The organism is Apibacter sp. B3919, assembly GCF_026537405.1.
Taxonomy (GTDB): Bacteria; Bacteroidota; Bacteroidia; order Flavobacteriales; family Weeksellaceae; genus Apibacter.
This window is the reverse complement of the sequence record NZ_JAFNMG010000003.1, coordinates 134,165-151,878: the sequence shown is the minus strand read 5'-3', so window position 1 is coordinate 151,878 and position 17,714 is coordinate 134,165. Positions and strand designations below refer to the sequence as shown.

The window sequence follows — 17,714 nt, the reverse complement described above, 5'->3', positions numbered from 1 at the left end:
AGTATAAAATGGGAAATCCTAAAGCATTTTTAACAATAAACAGAAAAGAAGCAGGGTATCGCCCTAGACATGAAAGAATTTCGGATTATGGAGAAGTAGAGCAGACATTAAATACAGAAGATAGATTTTTACAAGCATCTAGATGTATGGACTGCGGAGTTCCATTTTGTCAATACGGTTGTCCATTAGGAAATAAAATGCCCGAATGGCAAGATCTAATTTATAAAAGAAATTGGAAAAGAGCCGCTCGAAGTTTACAATCTACTAACGATTTTCCTGAATTTACCGGAAGAGTATGTCCGGCACCTTGCGAAAAAACTTGTGTATTGGCGATTGAAGATTCGCCTGTTACCATTAGAGAAAATGAGGCAGCCGTGATGGAACACGCCTATTCCGAGGGATTCATGAAGCCACAAATTCCAACTGCACGAACAGGAAAAAAAGTAGCTGTTATTGGATCAGGTCCGGCAGGAATGGCAGTAGCCAATCAACTCAATAAAAAAGGACATACTGTAACAGTTTATGAAAAAGATACCAGCATAGGCGGATTGCTTCGTTATGGTATTCCCGATTTTAAATTAAACAAAAATGTAGTTCAAAGACGTGTTGATTTGATGAAGGAGGAGGGCATTGAATTTATAGTCAACACTGAAGTGGGCAAAGATATAAAAGGAAGAGAGATTTTAAAAAATTACGATGCCGTTTGTATAGCCATCGGGTCTCAGTCGCCCAGAGATTTGAAAATTGAGGGAAGGGAACTCAAAGGAGTTCATTATGCAATGGAATATTTAAAAATGCAAAACAAGATCGTTGCTAAAGAAACCATTTCCGAAGAAGAATTTATTAATGCAAAAGGAAAAAATGTTTTGGTAATCGGAGGAGGAGATACCGGTTCCGATTGTATAGGAACGGCTAATCGACAAGGAGCTGCTAACATTATACAAATTGAAATACTATCTAAGCCTAAAGAGTTAAAAGAAGTTGAAAACCGATGGCCCGTACCTTTTCCGGTCTATTTAAAAACTTCTTCTTCACATTTAGAAGGATGTGAACGAAGATGGTCGTTACATACCAAAAGATTTATCGGAGAAGAGGGACAATTAACCGGAGTGGAAGTAGTAGAGGTTGAATGGGAAAAAGATTTATCAGGTAAATTTACTATGAAAGAAGTGGGAGAACCCGAAATATTAAAAATTGACTTGGCTTTTTTGGCCCTTGGATTTGTCAATCCCATTCAAGAAGGTTTTTTAGAAGAAATGGAGATCATCATGAATGAAAGAAAAAATATTCATACCGATGAAACAAGAAAGACCAATGTGGATAAAATTTTTGCAGCAGGAGATTGTGTGAGCGGTCAATCTTTGGTGGTGACAAGCATCGCTTCCGGAAGAAAAACGGCTAGGCATATAGATGAATTTTTAAGAAACTAGTATATTTTTTAATCTTGGAATAAACTGATAGTTTTATAAAACTATCAGTTCTTTTTTATTATAATACTAACTAAATACATGAAAAACAAAAATTTAAAATATCATATTTTAGCTATAATAACGATTTGTATATGGGGTACTACCTTTATTTCAACCAAAGTATTAATGAATGACGGATTAAGTCCGGTAGAGATCTTTTTATACCGTTTTTTATTAGCTTATATATGTATATGGTTTTTTTCTCCTAAGGTAATTTTTTCAAAAAATTATAAAGATGAATTTCTGTTTTTGTTAATCGGGTTATTTGGAGGAACAATATACTTTATAACAGAAAATATAGCTTTGAAGTTATCTTTAACTTCTAATGTATCGTTAATATTGTCTACTAATCCCATAGTAACCGCTTTTTTTACTATACTAATAAATAAAAAAGAAAAAGTAACTAAAAATTTAGTGTATGGTTCTTTATTAGCTTTATTAGGAGTTTTTTTAGTAATATTTAATGGTAATTTCATACTCGAGATAAACTTTTGGGGGGATCTATTGGCATTAACGGCAGTACTTTCTTGGACAATCTATACTTTGATTTTAAATAAGCTCAGTAATACCTATTCTATACTTTTCATAACCCGTAAATTATTTTTTTATGGAATAGTAACTATAATACCTTTTATTTTAATAGCGCCTTTCAAATTTCAAAAAGATGTATTGCTAACACCTACAGTAATTTTTAATCTTTTATTTTTAGGCATTATAGCATCTATGGTATGTTTTTTTACCTGGAATTTATCAATAAAGAAAATAGGAATTATAAAAACAACCAATTATATCTACTTTGTACCGTTGATAGCAATCATTTCGGCATCAATTATTTTAAAGGAAAGTATAACGATGATTACTTTTCTAGGTACCGTATGTATTTTATCGGGGGTGTATGTATCAGAAAACGGAGTAACAATTAAAAGAAAACAAAATTAAAATATAATAATTAAGTAAAATGTTTACAAAGAAATTTGAAAAAATACTTAGAATCACCTGGTTTATTGTTGCGTTTTTTTTAACCATATATTTGGGATATGCTATGTGGAAAGACAATGCTGAACCACTACCCCATATATTAATTTTTACCGTAACCGCTTTGCTTGGTTATGTTTGTGTTAACGTATTGGTATATAGATCGCCGATAGTATCCAATTTATTGGGAATGTCAGCAAATATTGGCGAGATATATACCCATCTGTTATTTGGAAATGTAGGTATGGCGTGTAGTAATCTATATTATTTTATGACTCATGTTTTCGGGCTGATTCTATGGACTAAGAAAAAAAATCAAGATCAAGAAGGAAAAATCAAAGTATCAAAAATGAATCAAAAAGCCTTAATATGTACGATCTTATTCTGCATAATAGGAATAATTCTTATGTTTTTCTTGGGAGATTATTTTTTTAAAAAAGATTCATCTCCTTACATACTTTTACTTAATTGTATTGCTTTTATGATAGGAGTGTCCGCTCAATTTACTATGATCATGAGACAACCTTTTTCCTGGGTTTTGTGGAGTATTAGTAATTTAGTTTGGTTATCATTGAATCTGATTTCACATAATTATATTTTTGCTGTTCAATCCATATTATATGAAATAAATGCGCTCGTAGGAATATATAAATGGTATACCGATTCTGATAACTAAGCCAACAGATTAAAAAATAAACTTAGTATTTAAGTTAAACTTTCTTCAAAATTTAATTATATATTAATGCTTGTTAGCGAGTTGTCCACAGGCTGCATCAATATCATCCCCTCTACTTTTTCTTATTTTAACAATGATATTTTCTTGTTCCAAAGCGGTAACATAGTTTTGAATTATGTTTGAATTGGCTTGAGAGTATTTTCCTCCTTCTATGGAATTGTATTGTATTAAATTAACTTTTGACGGTATTGATTTACAGAATTTTATTAATGCTTTTATATCTTCATTGCCGTCATTAATTCCTTTCCAAATAATGTATTCCAGTGTAATTCTACTTTTAGTTTTCTGATACCAATAGGATAGGGATTCCATTATACTTGTTAGAGGAAATTTAACACTAAATGGCATTAATTGATTGCGTTTTTCCTCAATGGCTGAATGTAAGGATAAGGCTAATTTAACTTTTAAATTTTCATCTGCTAATTTTTCAATCAGTTTAGGAATTCCGGAAGTAGAAACGGTAATTCTTCTGGGAGACATCCCTAATCCTTTGTCCTCCGTGATCTTTCGGATTGCATCCGTTACAGAAGAATAATTGAGTAAAGGTTCTCCCATTCCCATAAATACTATATTGGAAAGAGGCTTTTGATGATATTCTCTGCTTTGTTTATCAATTAAGGTTACCTGATCTACGATTTCTGCGGCAGTTAAATTTCTCATTCGTGTTAATTGTGCCGTAGCGCAAAAAGTGCAATCCAAACTGCATCCAACTTGCGAAGAAACACAAGCCGTAGTCCGTTTAGCGGTAGGAATCAGAACCGATTCCACGACATTTCCGTCGTGTAATTTTACGGCATTTTTAATAGTCCCGTCGATAGATCTTTGCATGACGTGGATTTCTGCCGGCTTGATTGAGAAATGATTTTCTAAATTTTCACGTAAAGATTTGGAAAGATTGGTCATCTCTGAAAGAGAATGAGCATTTTTATTCCAGAGCCATTCATAAACCTGTTTGGCTCGAAAAGGTTTTTCTCCTATCGAGGAAAAATAAGCCTCAAGTTCTTGTAAACTCAAGGCTCTTATATCTTTCTTATTTTGATTCAAAGTTACTATAATACTATTATTAAATAATTAACATGGCATCTCCATAGGAGTAAAATTTATAATTTTCTTTAATAGCTTCTTTGTAAGCTTTCATAATTAAATCATATCCGGCAAAAGCAGAAACCATCATCATTAAGGTTGATTTAGGAGTGTGAAAGTTGGTAATCATGGAATCGGCAATACCAAAATCATAAGAAGGGAAAATAAATTTATTGGTCCATCCTTCGTATGGATTTAATCGTTTATTAGCAGAAACTGAGGTTTCAATAGCCCTCATGGAAGTTGTACCCACAGCACATACACGGTGTTTGGTCTCAATGGCATGATTTACTATTTTACAAGTTTTTTCTGAAATGGAAATTTGTTCACTTTCCATTTTATGTTTGGAAAGATCTTCCACTTCTACTGAAGCAAAAGTACCTAATCCTACATGTAAAGTAATTTCAGCAAATTCAATACCTTTAATTTCCAATCTTTTTAACAGATGTTTTGAAAAATGTAGTCCTGCCGTTGGAGCTGCAACTGCACCTTCTTCTTTTGCATAGATGGTTTGATATCTTTCAGCATCTTCTGAATCAGGTTTTCTTTTAATATATTTTGGAAGAGGAGTTTCTCCTAATTCTTTTAATTTTCTTCTGAATTCTTCATAAGAACCGTCAAATAAAAAACGTAAGGTTCTGCCTCGGGAAGTAGTATTATCTACAACTTCAGCCACTAGGCTGTCATCTTCCGTAAAAAATAATTTATTTCCGATTCTTATTTTTCTTGCAGGATCTACCAATACATCCCAAATTCTAGACTCAGCATCCAGCTCTCTTAATAAAAAAACTTCTATTTGAGCTCCTGTTTTTTCTTTGTTACCATATAAACGAGCCGGAAATACTTTTGTATTATTTAAAATAAATACATCTCCTTCATCAAAATAATCAATGACATCTTTAAATAATTTATGTTCTATTTCTCCTGTATTTTTATGTACCACCATTAGCCTTGCCTCATCTCTGTTTTTGGAAGGTCTATCCGCAAGAAGTTCAGGAGGTAATTTAAAATCAAAATCTGAAGTTTTCATTATTAAAATTATGTTTAGATTACAAATATACAATAAGCATACCCCTAAAGTCAAGTATTTATTAATGTATGCTCTTTATCTAAAGGACTTTTTGGCAAGTTTTTTGAAAATATTAACTTAAATTATAAGTTTTATTGATAAAATAGTAAATGTTAATTATTTAGTCATGATCAAATAATATTTCTAGATTTTATTGGTGGCATATAATTTAAAAGTAAATTAATTTTTTTTAAAGTAAATTTCTTTCAAATAAATTTATACTTAGTTAGAGCAATAAGGGTGGAAATATTTCTACCCTTATTTTTTTAAAGAGTAAGTCTTTGTAACTCTTCTATGCTTCCATTAAATACATTGATGTCTACAAAATTTTGTGTAAATCCTTTGACAATCCCCTTTTCCGTAAATTGCCAAAAAATCCATTTTTGGTGCAAAGGACTTTCTATAGGGTTATAGTTTGCCGTCCATATAATGTATTCACTTAAATCAAGATCAGAAATATGATAGATGAAATATGAATCATTAGAATAAATAATGGGCTTCACATTATAGTTTTTTTCAACTAAGTTCAACCAATTGATAAGTCCTGATTTCAATAATTCCAACGATTGATTTTTGGGCAGATCTTCCACGTCAAGTACGGGAGGCAAATCACCTTTATCCAAAGTTACGGTTTTAATAAAGTTTTCTGCTTGTAGGGTAGAATTTCTGTTTACATCATAATAATGATATGCGCCTTTGAGTATTTTTTTTTTCGTAAGATTTTTCCAATTTTTTTTGAAAAAAGCGTCCTGAGTAAAAGCCCCTCGGGTAGCTCTAACAAAAACAAAGGAAACAGGAATATCTTTATGAATGTCTTGAACGCTATCCCAAAATATTTTACCTTGATGTTGACTTATATCTAACCCGAAAGCATAATTTTTATATTTTTTAAAAACAGCCTGAATCTTTTCGGCTTCTGAAATTTTAATGCTTTTTTGAAAATTTGCATTTCCGAACTCACCAATAGCTAATTTTTCTTTTATAATGTAATAATACATAATGAGTGAAGTTCTAAAAAAGAAAAGCACAGATAAAAAAATAATAATACCCGTTAGCCAATAATAGAGCTTATAGGGAATTTCATTTTTACTGTTTTTCTTGTTTATCCTTCCTTTCATGAAAATATAAAAAAAATAGTAGTTGGTTAATTATGAATAATTTAGTTCATTTGAAATAAGATTATTCAAATTTAAAAAAACTATAAATATCAATGAAAACTTAGTTGTTATTTAAGCCAAAGAATAATGTGATGCTACATGAATTTAAAAAATGTTTAGGTAAATTGTGCTTTCCCGAATGATATTTTAAGCAAATTAAGCTCTTAAAAATTCATATTTTTAAACCCTATAGTTTTTATGATACTATTTTTTAAACAAAATGTATATTTTAGCGGAATGATAAAGGCATTTTTTTTCGAGGTAGAAGAAAGTAATTAGTTTATTCTTTTATATCGAGAAAATTCTTTACTAAGGCTTTAGCTTTATTTTGAGCTTTTTCCAAATTATCATTAATAATAACAGCGTCAAAATCTTTGGCAAAAGAAAGCTCTTCATCCGCTTTTTGAATTCTGGTTAATAGCGATTCTAAATTTTCAGTATTTCTATTTTTCAATCGTTCTTCAAGATCTTTTAAAGAAGGAGGAGCTATAAAAATTGCCAATGCTCTATCTTTAAATTGTTTTTTAAGATTAAGTCCACCCCTTACATCAATATCGAAAATAACATGCTTTCCTTGGTTCCATAATCTTTCTATCTCAGAATGAAGAGTTCCGTAATATCGTCCTTTATACACCTCTTCATATTCAATAAATTCATTATTTTTTATTTTTTCCTGAAATTGTTCTTCAGTAAGAAAATAATAATCTTTTCCGTCAACTTCATTTTCTCTTTTAGGACGTGTTGTACAGGAAATAGAGAATGAAATTTCAGGAAATATGGATAAAAGATATTGAACAATGGTTGTTTTTCCGGCACCGGAAGGAGCCGAAAAAATAATTAATTTGCCTTCCATAGGCTTTCCCGGAAGCAATTCTTTAAGTTGAAACGTATCATTTCCCGGTTTTTGATAGATTAACCCCATGAATTAATTATAAAACGTTGTTAGTTTGTTCTTTTATTTTTTCAAGTTCGTCTTTCATTAGTACGACTAATTTTTGAATTTCAGAATGATTGGCTTTAGAACCAATAGTATTGATCTCTCTTCCCATTTCTTGAGCAATAAAACCTAATTTTTTTCCGGCTTGATCTTCTTCTTCAATTACTTTAAAAAAATATTCACAATGTTGTTTTAAGCGTACTTTTTCTTCATTAATATCTAATTTCTCAATATAATATACAAGTTCTTGGTGAAAACGCTGTTCATCAAATTGGACTTTCAATTCAGATAATTGTTTTTCTAATTTCTGCCTTACGGAATCCACTCTTTCTTGTTCGTATTTTTCAATTTCAGATAATGAAATGAGAATATTTTGAGTATATTTTTTTAAAACGTTTTCTAAAGACTTTCCTTCTTCAGCTCTAAAATCGTTTACTTTTTCAATAGAAGCATTTAGACATTCTAAAACCAAAATCCATTCATCATCACTAATTTCAATTTCTTGATTAGTAAATACTTCAGGCATTCTTATAGCCATCTTAAGGAAATCCAAGGGTGTGCCTTCTATTTGTAATTCTTCCAAATTGGAAATATAATTTTTAACAGCATTTACATTGATTCGAGAATTATTTTCTGCACCTAAATTTTCAATAACTATAGAAAAATCTATTTTTCCTCTTACTAATTTATTTCCGATAATTTTTCTTAATTCCAGCTCCTTATTTCTATATCTAGGCGATATCCTTACAAATAAATCAAGAGATTTACTGTTAAGGGTTTTAATTTCAATTGAAATTTTTAAATTTTCTGTATTGACTTCTGACTTACCATAGCCAGTCATTGATTGTAACATAGTTAATAAAATATGGTTATAACTAAGCGTAGTTAATTTAAATGTAGTTTGCAATTAAAAGAACTGCAAAATTAACCTTTTTTTAATTCAATTATAGTTATTTCCGGCCAAATTCCCACTCTTCCCGGAAATCCTATAAAACCAAATCCACGGTTTACATAAAGGTATTTATCCTTTTCTTGATATAAATCCGCCCATTTAGGGTATCTATATTTAATAGGAGACCATTTTATAACGCCGGGAATTTCAATTCCAAACTGCATTCCGTGAGTATGGCCTGATAAGGTAAGATGCATTTTCTTTGAGAAATTTTTTACAATAGCATCAAAATGGGAGGGATCATGTGATAATAAAATATTGAATTCATTATCTTTAATGTTTTGAGAAGCAATTTCTATATCTCCATCTTTAGGAAAATGGCCTGCTCCCCAATTTTTAACTCCTACAATGTTAATGAATTGGTTATCTTTATAAAGTCTTATAGATTCATTTCTTAATAATTTCCAATCAATGGATTTATGATATTCATTTAATTGATCAATATTTTTTTGTTGAGCAATTTCATTCTTTCCAAAAACATAAACCCCATAATCATGATTACCCAAAATAGAGTATTTGCCGTCTTTTGCTTTTATGGTTTTTAACAAAGGAAGCCACGGTTCCATTTCATCCGCCAGATTATTAACAGAATCCCCGGTAAAGACAAACAAATCTGCATTTTGGTCATTTAAAAGTTTTATCCCTCTGGCAACCTTATCGAAATCCTTAGTATTAAAACTTCCCAAATGTATGTCTGAAAGTTGAGCGATTCTATACCCGTCAAAATTTTCGGGTAGATCAGGAAATTTTATGGTAACTTTTCTTACTCTAAAATCAAATTTACCCCAAACAATACCTTCAATAATGGATAAAAAAGGAATACTTGCAAGTCCTAAACCAATAGCACTTATAGCCTTTCTTCTTTCAGGTAAATATGCGTCATTTGCTGATGGTTTTGATGTAACTTTTCTAACTAAAAAAGTCAGCATTCTTATGAGGTCCTCAAAAATGATCGTTATTGCCAAAACAAATTTCGGAACGAAAACAATCATAAAAAAACCTAATAAAAAATGAACTTGCCCTTTGTTATTTCTATCAATAAAAATGGACCAAATAAGAATAATCAATAAAGCACTAATTGAAAAACCTAACCAGTATTTTCTAAAAAGTATATTAGTTGTCAATACTTTAATAGCTTGATAGCAATAATATTCAACAATTAATGATACAATAAATAATATTCCTATTAAAGTGCCCAATGTATTTTTGAATTTTCAGTAATTAAATTTTATGGCATTCTATACAAAATTGCATTGATATTCATCCCTGCACCTACCGAGGCAAATATGACCAAATCATTGGATTTTAAAGTTTGGTTTAAAAAGTTACCTTTAACCATCATGTCATACATCGTGGGTATGGTTGCTACAGAAGAATTACCGAATTTTTGAATAGTCATGGGAGCAATTCCTTCCGGAATATCGGTTACCTTTAATTTATATAATTTAAAAACTCTTTCTAATATTGCATGATCCATTTTTGCATTCGCTTGATGGATAAGAACCTTATTTATATCGGATATGGTGTATCCGGCATCATCGATCACTTTTTTTACGACTTGAGGAACGTAAGTTAGGGCATATTCATATACTTTTCTTCCTTTCATTCGGATGTTAGCTTTCGATCCGACATAATTAGGATTTAAAGAGGAGTCTGTGGCAATATAAGATACTTCTTCTCCATTATCGCTTCTGGTATAATGATGAAGAATACCTACCGGCTTATCGGTTTCTCTGGATTCAAGTATTACACCTGCTGCACCATCAGAAAAAATCATACAATTTCTGTCATAAGGATCAACAGTTCTGGAAAGAGTTTCAGAACCTATAACCAATATTTTCTTAGCCACTTTAGCTTTTAATAATTGGTCGGCTAAAATCATCCCTTCATTCCATCCCGGACATCCAAAGTTCATATCATATGGCTTACACAAAATATTTTTGATACCAATTTTATTCTTGGTTAAAGCAGCTATGGAAGGCATAATTCTTACTTGTCTTTCATTAGCATCGATATCTCCAAAATTGTGAGCTACGATAACATAATCGAGTTCTTCTTTATCTATTCCTGCATTTTCAATTGCTAATCTACCTACTTCAGCTGCCAAATCAGAATTCATCACATTGTCGTCGTCAACGTAACGTCTTTCAGTTATTTCAGTGATATCTGCAAATTTTTTAATAATTTCTGGAGTCGGTTTCGTTATGGGTTCCCTGTTTTCATCATAAAAAGTAATTCCTTCAAAATTGCTATTTGGAACGACTTTCTTAGGTAAGTACGATCCAGAGCCAGTTATAATACTTTGCAACATATTAAATTTGTGATATTATTCTTGATAATAATTTGACAAATTTATGTAATAATTACTAAAAAATCTATTATATTGTTACCTTTGTGCATCAAAGTAAGGTTATATGCTGAATAAAAATTCCTTACAAGGATTATTGATAGCGTTATTTATAGGAATAATTTCATTTTTTATATACAAGTTTTATATTGAAAAGAATGATGAATTTTTGTTGGATAATCCCAACAAGGAAGAAATTAAAGTACTTGTAAATGGAAAAAGTTATTTACTCGCGGGAGGACAATCTCTGTCAATTCCTGTTAATTCGGGTAAGAATACAATCTCATGTCAAAATAAACAGGGGAATATTATTTTAAAAGATACTTTTTTTATAATAACTAAAAATAAAAGAGGTCTTATTAATCCATCTTTAGCAACCTATTTCACTTTTAAAAGATATTACGGTCATATAAAAAACAGAGATTCCATATATCGAGCCCATCGGAAAAATATCAATGGAAAAGAGTTTATAGGTGAAATTGGCGAATACAACCAATTAGTAATACAAGATTTCTATTATAATATTAATCAAAATTTTCCTAAAATAATTAATAAAGTAGATTCAATAGAATCAAGGATTAAATTATTCAGAAAAAACCAATTTTTAGAGTTTTATCGGTCAACATTTGAATAAAACAGTTACTTTTGTAAGTTGAGAACAGCAAATTAATAATATGCCAAATATTGTAAAGCCATATAACGAAACAGAAAGTAAAAAGAAACAGGTTGAACAGATGTTTGATAATATATCTGAAAATTATGACTTCTTAAACAGATTGTTATCTTTTAACATTGATATTTATTGGCGGAATCAATTGGAAAAAAAAGTGGTGGCATATAACCCCGAAAAAATATTAGATGTTGCTACAGGAACGGCTGATTTGGCAATTGAACATGCTAAAAAAACAAAAGCTTCAATTACCGGTTTAGACTTGTCCCAAAAAATGTTGGATTACGGTCAAGCTAAAATAAATAAAAAAGGGCTGAAAGACAGAATAAAATTAGTTAAAGGAGATGCTGAAAATTTACCTTTTCAAGAAGGAGAATTTGATATTGTAACAGTTTCCTTCGGAGTTCGTAATTTCGAAAATTTAGAAAAAGGTATTTCTGAAATGGGAAGAGTACTTAAAAAGGGAGGAAAATTGTTAATCTTAGAATTTTCAAAACCTAGTGGTTTGTTTGCTCCTTTTTTTATGTTCTATTTTAAAAATATATTACCCGGCATAGGAAAAATAATTTCAGGAGATTCTCGAGCATATACTTATTTACCCAATTCCGTTGATGCTATGCCCTATGGGGAAAATATGAAAAACTTGATCCTTAAAAATGGATTTAAGGAGGCAAGCTTTAGAAGATTGACATTTGGAGTAGCCACTGTCTATGAGGGAATAAAATAAATAAATAAAAAAATCGTTTTCTCTACTATGAAGAAATTAGTCATAGTTTTATTATTAATAGTAATACATTGTGGAGTTAATGCGCAGTTCCGTTCAAGAGATGTTATGGAAAGGTATACTGATTTTGATGATCAGGAATTTTCCTGGGGGTATTATTTAGCAATGAATTATTTTGATTTAAAAATTCATCCCAACAAAGAAGGTTTAGAACATACCGGCAGATATTTGGTTGATGTGGATTCTAAAGGAGGATTTACTGTAGGCTTAATTGGTAAAATGAAAGTTCATGACTACGTTGATTTGAGGTTAGAACCGGCTATGCACTTCACACAACGCGATTTAATTTTTAACAACGTTCAAAAGATCATCGATGAAGAAATTGCCAATGGTCTGGAAACTACTTACACAGAACAAGATGTCAAACGAAATGTAAAATCTACATATTTAGATTTTCCGTTATTTTTAAATTTTCACGGAGACCGATGGTATAATTCCAGACCTTATGTACAGGCCGGTTTAAGTTGGTTAATAAACTTACAAAGTAATGAGAAAAAAGAAAAGGATAATACCGATCAAATCTTCCGAATGAAAACTAATAACTTTTCTTATCAATTAGAAGCCGGTATAGAGCTTTACTTTAAGCGATTTAAAATGACTCCGTCAGTAAGGGGGATATTCTTTTTCAATAATGAATTAGTAGCAGATAATCCGGGAACTCCTCCGTACTGGGCAGGTGCATTAAAGTCGATACATACCAGAGCTGTCGTCTTTTCAATTAAATTCGAATAATCATTTTTAAATCTTTTTATTACTACTTTTGTTATAGTAAATAATTTAAATTTTTAGTTATTTTTGGTCTGCTGATTCTTTTTTTTCTGCTAATTTATCGGCATATAATAAATTAAAAGTTAAAATGGAGTTATTTCAATTTATTAACAGCTTGTTGAAATAATTCAGTATAATTAACTTAAAAACATCATATAAAATTTTAAATTTTACTGCAGGGATTTGTTAATTAAAACAATGTTGATGAAATTTTGTTGGATAAACTATTATATTAGGATATTAACTTTTTTAAAAAAGAATTTCATATATTTGCAAGAGAGTTAGAATAGTAAATTTTTCGTTCTAATATGGAAGAGATTATTCAGGGAATTAATGATTTGGAAAATAAGATTCTCGAATTAAAGAAGGAAAATGAAGAATTGAAAAGAAAAAATGAATATCTAGAAAATTCTCTTTTAAAAAATGAAGATAAATTTATTCAGAAAGAAAAACAATATAAAGAACTTGAAGAGCTTAATAAAAGATTGAAAGTTATTAATGCAATTTCGGGAAGTGGAGAATATAAGAAGTTGATGAAATTGCAGATGAATAGAATGATTAAAGAAATAGATGCATGTATTTCAGAATTGCAGAATTCATAAATAAAAATGTCTCAAAAAGTAAATATACGAGTAGCGGGAAGAAATTACCCCCTAGTAGTACAAAGTGAGGAAGAAGAGATATTACGAATTGCTGCAAAAAAAATAGAAAAATACATTAATACTTTTGAAAAAAACTATAACATTTCTGAAAAACAAGATGCTTTAGCTATGGCGGCTTTACAACTAGCTTCAGAATTAGAAAACATTTTAAGGGAAAAATCTCAAGAACAAAATGAAATTTTGCTTAAAATAAAGAAAATAAAAAAATTGTTATAGATAAAGTAACGCATTTCCAAATAGATCATAGAATTTAAAATTAAATGTAGAACAAAGATATAACCTACATTGATTCTAACTCAATTTAGTAAACTCAACACGAATTGACTGACTGAGTGATTGTTTTTTTTAATGGCGGGCTGCCTCTCATCTTCTCAGATGATTTGATAGAAATATCAACAGCAGATTACAGAGAAAAAAGCATAGCTTGAATCCTGTTTATTGGAGTTTACTTAAATCAAAGTTTAATAGGATTGATGTAGGTTTTTTTATATAAATTAATTGTATGAATGTAACGATAATATTTGAGTTAATCGCCACCCTTTTTATTGGGGGATTTATAGGATACTTCTTATCGAAAAGTTCTCTAAATAAATATAGAGAAAATAAATTAAAAGAAGCAGAAGACAAAGCTGCTGCGATCTTAAAGGAAGGAGAGCTTAAGGCCGAAAACATTAAGCAGGAAAAAATGCTTCAAGCAAAAGAAAAATTCTTAGAATTAAAATTACAACACGAAGAGCAAATTAATCAAAGAGAAAAGAAAATGCTTGAAGTGGAAAAAAGAATTAAAGACAAAGAAACGAAGCTGAATGACGAATTGCATCAGAATAATATTCAGAAAAAGCAATTAGATCAAGCCATAAATGATAATCAGATTAAAGCGGAAACGCTAACTAAAAAACAAGCTGAATTAAATCAAATGCATGAACAGCAGGTAGAAATATTAGAAAAAATTTCAGGATATTCTGCTGAAGATGCAAAAGCTGAATTGGTGGAAGCATTAAAGCAGGAAGCAAGATCCAGAGCTCAAGCTCAAATCCAAGCCATTGTTGAAGAAGCGCAGCTGAATGCAAAGGCAGAAGCCAAAAAAATTATAGTACAAACTATTCAGAGGGTAGGTACTGAACAAGCAATTGAAAACTCGGTATCTGTTTTTAATATAGAATCAGATGAAATAAAAGGTAGGATTATAGGAAGAGAAGGGCGTAATATTCGGGCTTTAGAAGCAGTTACAGGGGTTGAAATTATTGTTGACGATACTCCTGAAGCAATATTACTTTCTTGTTTTGATCCGGTTAGGAGAGAAGTAGCCAGATTATCTTTACATAGATTGGTAACCGACGGAAGAATCCATCCGGCAAGAATTGAAGAAATTGTAGCTAAAACCCAGCAACAGATTGAAGAAGAAATTATTGAGATCGGTAAAAAGACCATTATCGATTTAGGAATTCATGGATTACATCCTGAATTAGTAAAAATGGTCGGTAGAATGAAATATCGTTCTTCCTACGGACAAAACCTTTTACAGCACTCAAGAGAGGTTGCTAATATTGCAGGAATTTTAGCTTCCGAACTAGGGCTTAATCCAAAAATCGCAAAACGTGCCGGATTATTGCATGATATTGGAAAAGTTCCTGAAGAAGAATCCGAGTATCCTCATGCAATATTAGGAATGCAATGGGCGGAAAAATATGGAGAAAATCAAACCGTTGTTAATGCCATAGGTGCCCACCATGATGAAATTGAAATGAAAAGTTTGATTGCGCCTATTATTCAAGTAGCTGATGCAATTAGCGGTGCAAGACCGGGAGCAAGGAGACAAGTAGTAGAATCATATATTCAAAGATTGAGAGACCTAGAAAATGTAGCATTAAGTTTTGATGGCGTTAATACAGCTTATGCAATTCAAGCCGGTAGAGAATTACGCGTAATGGTTCAAAGTGAAAAAATAGACGATCAGAAAGCGTCACAATTGTCTTTTGAAATAAGTGAAAAAATTCAAAATGAATTAACGTATCCGGGACAGGTTAAAGTAACTGTTATTCGGGAAACGAGAGCTGTTAATATAGCCAGGTAGACTGTTTACCTAATAGATAAAAATAAAAAAAACTTTAAAATTAATTTTAAAGTTTTTTTTATTTTAGATTATAACAATATTTAAATTTATACTTCTCCTTCTTCGGGAAGATCTTCATCAACAGTAATATCAATACCCTCAATTTTTGTTTTTTGAAGGGCGTTTGATTTTAATTTCACATATTCTCTTCTAGTTTTATAAATTTTTATGGCATCAAAAATTGCCTGTTCAAATGATTTTGCATCCGCAATTCCTTGTCCGGCTATCGAATAGGCTGTTCCATGATTGGGTTCAGTATGAACAACAGATAATCCACCGGTAAAATTTACACCGTATTCATAAGCTAGAGTTTTAAAAGGAATAAGCCCTTGATCGTGATACATTGCTAATATTCCATCAAAAGAAGTATAAATACTAGGCGAGAAGAAACTATCAGCAGAGTAAGGACCAAAGGAGAGAATGCCTCGATCAAAAGATTCTTTAACCGCCGGCTCAATACAATTAATTTCTTCCTTTCCTAATAGGCCATTTTCTCCTGCATGTGGATTTAATCCTAACACCGCAATTTTAGGTTTTTCAATACAGAAGTCTTGAATTAAAGTGGTATGTAAAGCTTTAATTTGTTTTTTAATTAACTCCTTACTTAATAGTTCAGAAACTTTGGATATTGGAGTATTAAACGTGGCAAACGCAATCCTTAAATCGTTGTTTTCTAAAAGTAAATGGGCTTTCTCCTTAAGAGTATTTTCAAGATATTCCGTATGATTTAAAAAATTTAATCCTTGGGTTTGCATGCTTTCCCAATTTAGAGGAGCTGTAACCAAAACATTCACCGAACCTTGTTTTAAAGCGTCAACAGCAGCTAATAAAGAATTTTTAGCTATTTTGGCACTTTCTTCGGTTGAATTGCCAAAACTTATAGAAACATTTTCTTTCCATAAATTCACAACGTTTATTTTTCCGGGAATAGCTTCTTCAGCTTTGAATATTCCTTGAAAATAGATAGAATTTAATCCGAAAATATTTTTTTGATAGGATAATAATTTAGTAGATGCAAAAATAACCGGTGTAAAGAAATCTAAGATTTCTTTATTTTGAAGTGTTTTCAATATTACTTCAATTCCTATACCATTAGGGTCTCCTATACTAATTCCTATTTTTAGCTTATTATTTTTAACGCTCATATATGAACTGTGAAATTTATTATAACAAAAGTAGAAAAAAATATATACTTAATTTATAATAATTTAATAAAATAGAAATATTGCTATATGAAATAAAGCTTTTTAATTTATAAATCAACAATAATTATAAATTAAAAACAAAATATTAAAGAGTTTAAATATTGCCTATAAACGATTAAAAAAAATTATAAAATAGTACTTTTGAATAAAAATTGAATATGTTTACAGGTATTGTAGAAGAAACGGGAAAGATAGTAAATATGGAAAAAATAGACGAAAATCTTTCCATATCAATATCCGCTTCATTTATTGATGAATTAAAAATAGATCAAAGTATAGCTCATAATGGAACATGTCTAACAGTTGTAGATATAAATCCGGAATTTTATACGGTAACAGCTATTGCTGAAACATTAAAAAAAACGCATTTTTCAACTCTTGCCATTGGTGATCGTATTAATCTGGAAAGATGTGTTAAAGTATCAGATAGACTAGACGGGCATATTGTACAGGGGCATGTAGATCAAGTAGGGGAATTGAAATCGATAGAAAATCAAGAAGGAAGTTTTTTATTGACTTTTACCTATACAGGTAAACAAATCACCGTGGAAAAAGGTTCAATCACTGTGAATGGAGTAAGCTTAACGGTGGTAGAAAGTAAGGATAATGAGTTTTCAGTTGCAATTATTCCGTATACATGGGATCATACAAATTTTAAATATCTGAAAATTGGAGATAAAGTAAACTTAGAATTTGATATTATTGGTAAGTATATACAGAAGTTGTATGGTTCATGTAAGTAAATAATAAACTTAATTCAAAATAAAAGGCCTTTACCATTTGGTAA

The 17,714-nt window shown here is 30.5% G+C and carries 18 protein-coding genes; 10 read left to right on the top strand and 8 right to left on the bottom strand.

From position 1 onward, the window contains the following. The first annotated feature begins 8 nt into the window (after positions 1-8). The 3 genes from J3U20_RS06720 (at position 9) to pnuC (ending at position 3,120) form a co-directional block, all read left to right on the top strand. Positions 9-1,430, top strand: a complete 1,422-nt coding sequence (locus J3U20_RS06720) for a glutamate synthase subunit beta (RefSeq protein WP_160542505.1) — start codon at positions 9-11, stop codon at positions 1,428-1,430. 78 nt (positions 1,431-1,508) lie between these two features. Further along, positions 1,509-2,408, top strand: a complete 900-nt coding sequence (locus J3U20_RS06715; protein WP_160542504.1) for a DMT family transporter — start codon at positions 1,509-1,511, stop codon at positions 2,406-2,408. Between the two features lie 19 nt (positions 2,409-2,427). Next, entirely contained in the window at positions 2,428-3,120 is a 693-nt protein-coding gene (gene pnuC / locus J3U20_RS06710; protein WP_160542503.1) for a nicotinamide riboside transporter PnuC, read from the top strand. Positions 3,121-3,183: 63 nt separating this feature from the next. Here pnuC and rlmN read toward each other — a convergent pair whose 3' ends face one another. The 7 genes from rlmN to J3U20_RS06675 form a co-directional block, all read right to left on the bottom strand. Continuing rightward, positions 3,184-4,224, bottom strand: a complete 1,041-nt coding sequence (gene rlmN, locus J3U20_RS06705; protein WP_160542502.1) for a 23S rRNA (adenine(2503)-C(2))-methyltransferase RlmN — start codon at positions 4,222-4,224, stop codon at positions 3,184-3,186. Positions 4,225-4,243: 19 nt separating this feature from the next. Continuing rightward, a complete protein-coding gene (gene queA / locus J3U20_RS06700; RefSeq protein WP_105296330.1) occupies positions 4,244-5,293 on the bottom strand; it encodes a tRNA preQ1(34) S-adenosylmethionine ribosyltransferase-isomerase QueA in 1,050 nt (349 codons plus the stop codon). A 305-nt stretch (positions 5,294-5,598) separates the two neighbouring features. Beyond that, positions 5,599-6,450: a GH25 family lysozyme gene (locus tag J3U20_RS06695; protein WP_160542501.1), complete on the bottom strand. Its 852-nt coding sequence runs from the start codon at positions 6,448-6,450 to the stop codon at positions 5,599-5,601. Positions 6,451-6,769: 319 nt separating this feature from the next. Next, on the bottom strand, positions 6,770-7,411 hold the full coding sequence (gene gmk, locus J3U20_RS06690; protein WP_306434002.1) for a guanylate kinase: 642 nt from the start codon (positions 7,409-7,411) through the stop codon (positions 6,770-6,772). Positions 7,412-7,418: 7 nt separating this feature from the next. After that, the gene (locus tag J3U20_RS06685) at positions 7,419-8,279 is read right to left on the bottom strand and encodes a YicC family protein (RefSeq protein WP_160542500.1); all 861 of its coding nucleotides are present in this window, start codon (positions 8,277-8,279) and stop codon (positions 7,419-7,421) included. 71 nt (positions 8,280-8,350) lie between these two features. Continuing rightward, positions 8,351-9,577, bottom strand: a complete 1,227-nt coding sequence (locus J3U20_RS06680; RefSeq protein ID WP_160542499.1) for a metallophosphoesterase — start codon at positions 9,575-9,577, stop codon at positions 8,351-8,353. Positions 9,578-9,606: 29 nt separating this feature from the next. Beyond that, the gene (locus tag J3U20_RS06675; protein ID WP_160542498.1) at positions 9,607-10,689 is read right to left on the bottom strand and encodes a 3-oxoacyl-ACP synthase III family protein; all 1,083 of its coding nucleotides are present in this window, start codon (positions 10,687-10,689) and stop codon (positions 9,607-9,609) included. Between the two features lie 103 nt (positions 10,690-10,792). Between J3U20_RS06675 and J3U20_RS06670 the strand changes: the two genes are divergently transcribed. The 6 genes from J3U20_RS06670 (at position 10,793) to rny (ending at position 15,683) form a co-directional block, all read left to right on the top strand. Beyond that, the gene (locus J3U20_RS06670) at positions 10,793-11,359 is read left to right on the top strand and encodes a hypothetical protein (protein WP_160542497.1); all 567 of its coding nucleotides are present in this window, start codon (positions 10,793-10,795) and stop codon (positions 11,357-11,359) included. Positions 11,360-11,399: 40 nt separating this feature from the next. After that, positions 11,400-12,122 carry a bifunctional demethylmenaquinone methyltransferase/2-methoxy-6-polyprenyl-1,4-benzoquinol methylase UbiE gene (gene ubiE / locus J3U20_RS06665; RefSeq protein WP_160542496.1) on the top strand — a complete coding sequence of 241 codons (723 nt, stop codon included), beginning with the start codon at positions 11,400-11,402 and terminating at the stop codon, positions 12,120-12,122. Between the two features lie 27 nt (positions 12,123-12,149). Then, the gene (locus J3U20_RS06660) at positions 12,150-12,911 is read left to right on the top strand and encodes a porin family protein (RefSeq protein ID WP_160542495.1); all 762 of its coding nucleotides are present in this window, start codon (positions 12,150-12,152) and stop codon (positions 12,909-12,911) included. Positions 12,912-13,255: 344 nt separating this feature from the next. Beyond that, positions 13,256-13,549 carry a hypothetical protein gene (locus tag J3U20_RS06655; protein ID WP_105296322.1) on the top strand — a complete coding sequence of 98 codons (294 nt, stop codon included), beginning with the start codon at positions 13,256-13,258 and terminating at the stop codon, positions 13,547-13,549. Positions 13,550-13,555: 6 nt separating this feature from the next. After that, positions 13,556-13,825, top strand: a complete 270-nt coding sequence (locus J3U20_RS06650; protein ID WP_105296321.1) for a cell division protein ZapA — start codon at positions 13,556-13,558, stop codon at positions 13,823-13,825. 286 nt (positions 13,826-14,111) lie between these two features. Beyond that, positions 14,112-15,683 (top strand): ribonuclease Y, encoded by a 1,572-nt coding sequence (gene rny / locus J3U20_RS06645; protein WP_105296320.1) that lies wholly within the window; start codon positions 14,112-14,114, stop codon positions 15,681-15,683. 86 nt (positions 15,684-15,769) lie between these two features. Here rny and pdxA read toward each other — a convergent pair whose 3' ends face one another. After that, positions 15,770-16,867 carry a 4-hydroxythreonine-4-phosphate dehydrogenase PdxA gene (gene pdxA / locus J3U20_RS06640; protein WP_160542494.1) on the bottom strand — a complete coding sequence of 366 codons (1,098 nt, stop codon included), beginning with the start codon at positions 16,865-16,867 and terminating at the stop codon, positions 15,770-15,772. 218 nt (positions 16,868-17,085) lie between these two features. Between pdxA and J3U20_RS06635 the strand changes: the two genes are divergently transcribed. Continuing rightward, positions 17,086-17,670 carry a riboflavin synthase gene (locus J3U20_RS06635; protein ID WP_160542493.1) on the top strand — a complete coding sequence of 195 codons (585 nt, stop codon included), beginning with the start codon at positions 17,086-17,088 and terminating at the stop codon, positions 17,668-17,670. Positions 17,671-17,714 lie beyond the last annotated feature (44 nt).